Source organism: Nocardia asiatica NBRC 100129 (genome assembly GCF_000308415.1).
GTDB lineage: Bacteria > Actinomycetota > Actinomycetes > Mycobacteriales > Mycobacteriaceae > Nocardia > Nocardia asiatica.
The window spans coordinates 21,317-27,974 of the sequence record NZ_BAFS01000110.1; the positions used below are offsets into that span (position 1 = coordinate 21,317).

Consider the following 6,658-nt stretch of genomic DNA (forward strand, 5'->3'; position numbering starts at 1 on the left):
TTGAGGTGCGCTGGGCGCGTAGTTGCGGAACTCGGGACGTAGTGCACGGCTGTTCGTGGGGGTTGGCTGTCTGTGATGCGGCGTGTTCGCGGGTCCTCTTGTGGCTTGGTGTTCGGGTGATCGCTGCTTGCTTTCTGGTCGAGGGTGCGGTGGTTGCGTAGATGCGAGCCGGGCCGTGGACGGCGGTGCTCGGTCTTGCTTTGCTCGAAAGTCGTGGTTGAGGTGCGCTGGGCGCGTAGTTGGGGGACTCGGGACGTAGCGCATGGCTGTTTGTGGGGGCTGGCGGGTCTGTGATGTGGCGTGTTCGCGGGTCCTCTGGTGGCTCGGGTTCGGGTGATCGCTGCTTGCTCTCGCGTCGCGCAGGTGGTGGTCGCCGTGCCGGGCCTGTTCGCGGTGGCCGGAGTCGCGGGGCTCGCGCCGATGTTGGGTGGTGAGAGGGCAGGCGCGGTGCTTCGGGGTGCTTGCGCGCAGCGATGGGGCGGGCTTGTCAGTCGCCGTGCGCGCTGAGATTCTGCAAGATTCCCTCCGCCCAGGCCGCCGGCACCGCGTCGGGGCCGGCTACCTGCATCGCGCTCATCACGGTGAGCAACATCCCGGTGGACAGGAAGCGCCGGGTCTCGGTTTCCGGTGCTCCGGTGAGTTCCCGGATGAGCTGGTAGATCGCCCCGAACCGGGCCCTGACCTGGTCGCCGATCGCCGGGTCCGCGCTGGCCGCGAAGCCGTGCAGCAGCAGTTGCAGCAGTTCCCGTTCGGCGAGGAAGACCGAATAGCCGTTGGCGAGGGCGGCGAGGGCGTCCTCCGGGCCCGCATCGGGCGCCGCCTGGGTGCGGGCGGCGCGGAAGATCTCCTCGATCCGATCGCACACGCGGTGCAGGGCCGCCCGGAAGAGGTTCTGCTTGGTACCGAACAGCCGGATCACGTACGGCTGTGACACGCCCGCCCGCCGGGCGATCTCGTCGGTCCGGGTCGCGGCGTATCCGGATTCGGCGAACGCGGACACCGCCGCGCGCAGCACCTGCTCGCCTCGTTCGCCGGCCGTCATCCTGGTCCTGGTCGCCATCGTGCTCCGTTTCCGCTGCTCCCGGGAAGTGTCTTGACATGTTATCAGTCGATGCATACCGTTCTGATCAATAGTTATCAGTCGATTACAACAAGGATTGGACATGACCGAGACCCTCCCACCCGCCACGACGGCCGTAGTCGCGCAGACGGCCACGCTCGGCGGGCGCAGGCTCGCCGCCGTGCTCGCCGCGGTCGGCATCCCGATGTTCATGGTCACGCTGGACAACCTCGTGGTGACCAACGCGCTGCCGGTGATCCGCACGGAGCTGGGCGCTTCACTGGCCGACCTGCAATGGTTCGTCAACGCCTACACGCTGTCGTTCGCCTCGCTGCTGCTCACCGCGTCCGCCATCGGTGACCGGCTCGGCAGGCGCCGGATCTTCCTGCTGGGCATCGCCCTGTTCACGCTGGCGTCCGCGGCCTGCGCGCTGGCGACCGGACCCGGCATGCTGATCGCGGCGCGGGCGGTGCAGGGCTTCGGCGCGGCCGCCGTGATGCCGCTGTCGCTGACCTTGTTGTCCGCCGCCGTCCCGGAGCGGATGCGCAACGCGGCCATCGGCATCTGGGGTGGCATCGCCGGACTCGGCGTCGCGCTCGGCCCGCTGGTCGGTGGCGCGGTGGTGGACGGGCTGAGCTGGCAGTGGATCTTCTGGCTGAACGTGCCCGTCGGACTGGTCGTGCTGCCGTTCGCCGCGCGGGCGCTCGCCGAATCGCACGGCCGCGGCCGCCGCCTCGATCCGGTCGGTTTGCTGCTGTCGGCCGACGGCGTGCTCGCGATCGTGTGGGGCGTCATCCACGGCGCGGACGACGGCTGGACCTCGCCGAGCGTGCTGGCCGCGCTGCTCGGCGGCGCGGTGCTGCTGGCCGGGCTGGTCGTCTGGGAGCTGCGCGTGCCCGAGCCGATGTTGCCGCTGCGGTTGTTCGGCTCCCGGGCGTTCAGCGTGAGCAATGTGGTCGGCTTCGCCTTCTCGGTCGGCGTATTCGGCTCGATCTTCTTGCTCGCGCAGTATTTCCAGGTGGTGCAGGGTTACAGCCCCTTGGAATCGGGCGTGCGCACCATGCCGTGGACCATGGCGCCGATGGTGGTCGCGCCGATCGCGGGTCTGCTGGTCGACCGGGTGGGTGCGCGGACGTTGATCACCACCGGGCAGGTGCTGCTGGCCGCCGCGCTGGCCTGGATGGCCGCGATCACCACGGTGGACGTCGACTACGGCGGGTACGTCGCGCCGTTCCTGCTGGCGGGCGTCGGTATGGGACTGACCTTCGCGCCCGCGTCGACCATCGTGATGGCCAGCGCGGCCCCGGAGGACCAGGCCATGGCCTCGGGCACCAACAACACCGTCCGCGAGGTGGGCGTGGCGATGGGCGTCGCGGTGCTGGCCTCGGTATTCGCCGGGTCCGGCTCCTACCTCGACGCGCAGAGCTTCGTGGACGGCCTGGTTCCCGCGGTGTGGGTCGGCGCGGCGATCGTCGCGGTGGGCGCGCTGGTGTCGCTGCTGTTGCCGAGGCAGGTCACGGCGGCGAACTGATCCGCTCCGTGCGCCCCTCGCCGTGCTCCGGCGCGGCGAGGGGCGCGTCGTATGTGGGAGGTTCGTTCGCTGGGCAGATGGCCGACACCTCGCGTCCCAGGTCTTGGCCCCCGGTATCGCGGAGCTGGGCGGAGATGGGGTCGATCGCCCACTGCACAGACCGCGCGGTCTGCACAGGCGGGTAATCCGCGTGAATCGCGCCCGACGCATCGAATACGATGCGACCAGCAGCAATGCGGGTCGGCGATCAGCTGTGCCCGCGAACCGATCCCCAGGGGAGAGACGGAGCATCGTGGCCGACGACATCGACGCAGGCGAGCAGAACGCGGCGCTGACCGAGGAGGCACTGGCCGCGGCCGCGGCGGCCGCCGAGAAGGCGTTCGCCGCTGCCGCCGACCTGGATGCGCTCGCGGTCGCGAAAACCGAGCACCTCGGCGGCAAGGCGCCGCTGGCCTTGGCGCAACGCGCGCTGGGCGCCCTGCCCAAGTCGGAGAAGGCCGACGCGGGCAAGCGGGTCAATGTCGCCAGGTCCAGGGTGTCGGAGGCGTTCGAGGCCCGCCGCGCCACGTTGCTGGCCGAGCGCGATGCCGCCGTGCTGGTCGCCGAGGCGATCGACGTGACGCTGCCTGCTCGCCGCGCGGCCGTCGGCGCACGGCACCCGATCACGGTCATCTCCGAGCAGGTCGCGGACGTGTTCGTCGCGATGGGCTGGGAGGTCGCCGAAGGTCCCGAGGTGGAGACCGAGCACTTCAATTTCGACGCGCTGAACTTCCTGCCCGATCATCCGGCCCGCACCATGCAGGACACCTTCCACATCGCGCCGGAGGGCTCGCGCCAGGTGCTGCGCACGCACACCTCGCCGGTGCAGGTGCGCTCGATGCTGGAACGCGACCTGCCGATCTACGTGGTCTGCCCGGGCCGCACCTTCCGCACCGACGAGCTGGACGCCACGCACACCCCGGTGTTCTCGCAGGTCGAGGGCTTGGCCGTGGACAAGGGCCTGACCATGGCGCATCTGCGCGGCACGCTGGACGCGTTCGCCAGGGCGCTGTTCGGGCCGGACACCCGCACCCGCATGCGTCCCAACTACTTCCCGTTCACCGAGCCCTCCGCCGAGGTGGACGTGTGGTTCCCGGACAAGAAGGGCGGCGCGGGCTGGGTCGAGTGGGGCGGCTGCGGCATGGTGAACCCGAAGGTGCTGATCGCCAGCGGGATCGATCCCGAGGTGTACAGCGGGTTCGCGTTCGGCATGGGCCTGGAGCGGACGCTGCAGTTCCGCAACGGCATCCCGGACATGCGCGACATCGTCGAGGGCGACGTGCGTTTCACGCTGCCCTTCGGTATCCGGTCCTGACCCCACCCTTCGATCGAGAGAGCGAAACGACAAGTGCGAGTAGCGCAGTCCTGGCTGACCGACATCATCCAGCGCACCAATCCGGAGTGGTCGGTGACGCCGGAGGAACTCGACGCGGGATTCGTCCGAGTCGGGCTGGAAGTCGAAGAGGTCGACAAGCTCCAGCGGGTCGCGGGCCCGGCGCAGACGGGCGGCGAGCCGCTGGTGGTCGGCCGGGTGGCCGAGATCACCGAGCTGACCGAGTTCAAGAAGCCGATCCGCTTCTGCAAGGTGGACATCGGCAAGCCCGAGCTGCAGGAGATCATCTGCGGCGCGCGGAATTTCGAGGTCGGTGACCTGGTGGTCGTGGTGCTGCCCGGCGGCGTGCTGCCCGGCGGCTTCCAGATCACCTCCCGCAAGACCTACGGCCGTGTCTCCAACGGGATGATCTGCTCGGTCGCCGAACTGGGTATCGGCAAGGACCATTCCGGCATCCTGGTGTTGGAGCCGGGCACCGCCGAGCCGGGCACCGACGCCAACGCGCTGCTCGGTCTGGACGACACCGTCATCGAGCTGAACATCACCCCCGATCGCGGCTACTGCTTCTCGGTGCGCGGCCTGGCCCGCGAACTGGCCTGCGGTTTCGATCTCGAGTACGCCGACCCGGCGGTGCGGACCCTGCCCGATCACGAGCAGGAGGCCTGGCCGATCCGGGTCGAGCCGGATTCCCGGTGCACCCGTTTCGCGGCGCGCCGGGTCACCGGCATCGATCCGGAGGCGGTCAGCCCCTGGTGGTTGCAGCGCAGGCTGCTGCTGTCGGGCGTGCGCCCGATCTCGCCCGCGGTGGACGTCACCAATTACGTCATGCTCGAGCTGGGGCAGCCGCTGCACGCCTTCAACGCGGCGAAGGTGTCGGGCGGCTTGGTGGTCCGCGCCGCGAACAAGGGTGAGACGCTGCGCACCCTGGACGAGGTGGAGCGCACCCTCGACCCCGAGGACGTGGTGATCGCCGACGATTCCGGCGTCGTCTCGCTGGCCGGCGTGATGGGCGGGGCGAGCACCGAGGTCGGCGCGCAGAGCACCGACATCCTGCTCGAGGCGGCCACCTGGAATCCGCTGCTGGTCTACCGGACCGCCCGCAGGCACAAGCTGGTCTCGGAAGCGGGCAAGCGGTACGAGCGGGTCGTCGATCCGGAGATCAACGTCGCCGCGCTCGATCGAGCGGCCACCCTGCTGGCCGAGATCGCAGGCGGCACCGTGGAACCCGTGCTCACCGACGTGCGGATTCCCGTCCCCGCGCCCGAGCCCGTTCGCATGGACATCGACGCCGCCGATCGCGTCGCGGGCGTCGTCTACCCGACGGGCACTTCGGCGCGCCGCCTGGCCCAGATCGGTTGCACCGTCGAGGTCGGCGTCAGCGACGCCGGGCACGGACAGCTGGTGGTGACACCGCCGAGTTGGCGGCCCGACCTGGCCCAGCCCGCCGACCTGGTGGAAGAGGTGCTGCGGCTGGAGGGCTTGGAGCAGATTCCCTCCGTGCTGCCCGCCGCGCCGGCCGGGCGGGGGCTCACGCCGACCCAGCGCCGCCGCCGCGCCGTCAGCCGCGCGCTGGCGTTCGCGGGCGCCGTCGAGGTTCCGCCGCCGGTGTTCCTGCCCGCCGGAGTGTTCGACACCTGGGGGCTGGACGCCGACGATCCGCGCCGCGCCACCACGAAGGTGCTGAATCCGCTCGACGTGGAGCGCGCCGAATTGGCCACCACACTGCTGCCCGGCCTGTTCGAGGTGGCCGCTCGCAACATCTCGCGGGGCGCGCGCGACCTCGCTCTCTACGGCATCGCGCAGGTCGTGCTGCCCGGGGCGAACACCAGGGCGGTCGAGCCGCTGCCGGTGGACCGGCGTCCGACCGCCGAGGAGATCGCCGAACTGCTCGATTCGCTGCCCCACCAGCCGGTGCACGTGGCCGCCGTCCTGACCGGCCGCCGGGAGCCGCGCGGGCCGTGGGGGCGGGCCGTCCGGTCGAGGCCGCCGACGCGTTCGCGCTCGCAGACGCGGTCGCCGACGCGGCGGGTGTGCTCATCGAGCGCCGTCCCGCGGCCCAGCTGCCCTGGCATCCCGGCCGCTGCGCGGAGCTGGTGGTGGACGGAACCGTCGTCGGTTACGCGGGTGAGCTGCACCCCGCCGTCCTGGAACGGTCCGGACTGCCGCCGCGCACCTGCGCCGTCGAGCTGGACCTGGACGCGTTGCCGCTGCGGGAAGCCCGGCCGGTGCCCACGGTGTCGCCGTTCCCGGCGGTGCTGCAGGACGTCTCGGTGAGCGTCGAGAAGACGATTCCGGCGGCGTCCGTCCAGGCGGCGCTGCGCACCGGCGGCGGCGAGCTGCTCGAGGACATCGCGCTGTTCGACGTGTACGAGGGCGCGCAGGCGGGCGAGGGCCGCAAGTCGCTCACCTATGCCCTGCGTTTCCGCGCCACCGACCGGACACTCACCGAAGACGAGGCCAGCGCGGCGCGCGACGCGGCCGTCGCGGCGGCGGCCGACGCGGTGGGTGCGGTGCTGCGCGGCTGACCGTCATGCGACACCCGGCCCATCCGATCCTCAACGCGCTGACATATCTGCCGGAGCGGACGGTGCTGCAGACCCCGGCGCTGCTCGGCATGGAGTACACCGATCTGTCCCTGCCCACCTCGGACGGGGAGACCGTGCACGCCTGGTGGATTCCCGCGCGGAAATCGGTT

The 6,658-nt window shown here is 70.8% G+C and carries 3 protein-coding genes and 1 pseudogene; 3 read left to right on the forward strand and 1 reads right to left on the reverse strand.

Features of this window, described 5'->3' with window-relative positions:
- Positions 1-487 precede the first annotated feature (487 nt).
- Complete coding sequence (locus ON27_RS10405) at positions 488-1,060, reverse strand: TetR/AcrR family transcriptional regulator (RefSeq protein ID WP_245559903.1); 573 nt, start codon at positions 1,058-1,060, stop codon at positions 488-490.
- Between the two features lie 103 nt (positions 1,061-1,163).
- Here ON27_RS10405 and ON27_RS10410 point away from each other — a divergent pair, with 103 nt between their 5' ends.
- From ON27_RS10410 to pheT, 3 genes and pseudogenes are all read left to right on the forward strand, one after another.
- Positions 1,164-2,591, forward strand: a complete 1,428-nt coding sequence (locus ON27_RS10410; RefSeq protein WP_043723420.1) for an MFS transporter — start codon at positions 1,164-1,166, stop codon at positions 2,589-2,591.
- A gap of 292 nt (positions 2,592-2,883) precedes the next feature.
- Positions 2,884-3,945: a phenylalanine--tRNA ligase subunit alpha gene (pheS, locus tag ON27_RS10420; RefSeq protein WP_051046415.1), complete on the forward strand. Its 1,062-nt coding sequence runs from the start codon at positions 2,884-2,886 to the stop codon at positions 3,943-3,945.
- 33 nt (positions 3,946-3,978) lie between these two features.
- Positions 3,979-6,488 (forward strand): annotated as a pseudogene (gene pheT, locus ON27_RS10425) (phenylalanine--tRNA ligase subunit beta).
- The last annotated feature ends 170 nt before the right edge of the window (positions 6,489-6,658 follow it).